Annotated in this window: 2 protein-coding genes; both read left to right on the top strand. The window is 52.0% G+C overall.

The features are described from left to right. Nucleotides 1–72: 72 nt before the first annotated feature. Complete coding sequence (locus BJP07_RS05980; protein ID WP_071566604.1) at nt 73–492, top strand: hypothetical protein; 420 nt, start codon at nt 73–75, stop codon at nt 490–492. Then, nucleotides 492–1,580, top strand: coding sequence for a DDE-type integrase/transposase/recombinase (locus BJP07_RS10860; RefSeq protein ID WP_083584117.1), 1,089 nt, complete (start codon nt 492–494; stop codon nt 1,578–1,580). Before BJP07_RS05980 ends, BJP07_RS10860 begins: the two co-directional genes overlap by 1 nt. Nucleotides 1,581–1,633: the final 53 nt, after the last annotated feature.

Genomic DNA, 1,633 nt, shown 5'->3' with positions numbered 1-1,633 from the left:
CCCCTCGTGCCGTTGAACTTGTGAACTCCCCAGGTCACCCGGTGTTACACCGGGTAGGAAGGACACACAGCAATGACGGTAGTCATCCCTCCCACCAGCCGCGCCTCGGAGGAGTTCACCACAGAACAAAAACGCGAAGTCATCATGACCTACGCGCAGATACCCTACGGAGGCAAAAAGAAATACCTCGCCAAAATCGGCATCACCTACAAGGTGTTGAATCGGTGGAACAAACAGTTCATCGCAGGCGATATCGACACAGGACTTACCCCAAGGAAGAATGTGCGTATGGATAGCTCTGACATACACGAAATCCGCCGCCTGAAGGATTTAACGAAGTCCCTTGAACAACGAGTAGCCGAACTTGAAGGTGCACTCGAAGAAAAAGACAAACAACTCAGCATCAAAGACGAACAAAATGCTGCCCATGCCAGGGCGGTGGATTCCTTGGGAAAAGCCATCGCCATCATGCAAAAATATACCGACAAGTAATGCGTGGTGGCAGACGTTTAACCGGGGATGAAAAACACGACTACGAGGCGTTTATCGCCGCAGAAAACAGCATCGTTGACGCGTTAGTTGCTGCCAAGTACACGCTGAAAGCCGCGTTGGAAATTGTCGGGTTATCCAAATCAAGCTGGCATTACCGGCATCACCCACGTCGGCGTAAACGCGACGATGGTAGTGCTTGTCATGTCAGCCCGAAGCAGTTGACTGCTGCGCAGCGCAAGACGGTTGCTGCACTGCTTGTTGCTGGCAAACGCAAGCATCATAGTGTTGCCAGGATCTTTTTCGATCACCTTGATGGCGATGGTGAGATGGTGGCAAGTCTTCGAACCTTCTACCGGGTACATGCTCAACTGCGTGCGCAAAACCCGCTTGCGTATGTACCGACCCCGCGACGAAGCACGCGTGGTGTGCCTGTTGTTGCAGCAAGTAGTCCTGGTCAGGTGTTGTGCTGGGATATTACGTGGTTGCCAGCATCGTTTATGTCGAAGGGATTTCACCTGTATACGGTGTTGGATTTGTTTTCGCGAAAGATTGTCGGTTGGACCATCCAGCCGCGTCAGATGAAATCGGTTGCCACGGACTTAATCAAGGCTGTTATCAAAGAACAGCGGTTGCATGGTCATGATGTGCGGGTTGTTCATACTGATAATGGTGGTGTGATGACGTCGCACTCGATGCGTACGATGCTGGATGAAAACGGTGTGGAACTCTCGCTGATCAGGCCGAATGTTTCAAACGATAACCCATATGAAGAGTCATCACATCGCACGTTGAAGCATCATCGTTTCGCGTTGGAGTCCTACCGTGATATCGCTCAAGCAGAGCAGGTGGTTGGCAGGATTATTGAGGCGTATAACCACCGAGATCGTCACAGTGGGTTGAACTATTACACGCCTGATGAGGTGTATACGGGCAAGTGGAAACAGATCCTTGCACGGCGCCGTGCGAAAGAGCAACGCTACTATCAGGCGCATCCGACTCGGCGTCCGGCGGTATCAGCCTATAAGGCCCCACCGCAGTTGGTGGGGATTAATATAGGGCGTGATCTTGCTGTTTACCAGCGGGTATAGTAAGTTTTATTCAAACGAGTCGACGGGGGTTCACAACTCAACGGCGGGCGGCG

It is taken from the genome of Corynebacterium sp. NML130628, from assembly GCF_001875665.1.
Taxonomy (GTDB): Bacteria; Actinomycetota; Actinomycetes; order Mycobacteriales; family Mycobacteriaceae; genus Corynebacterium.
This window is presented reverse-complemented; position numbering and strand designations above follow the sequence as displayed.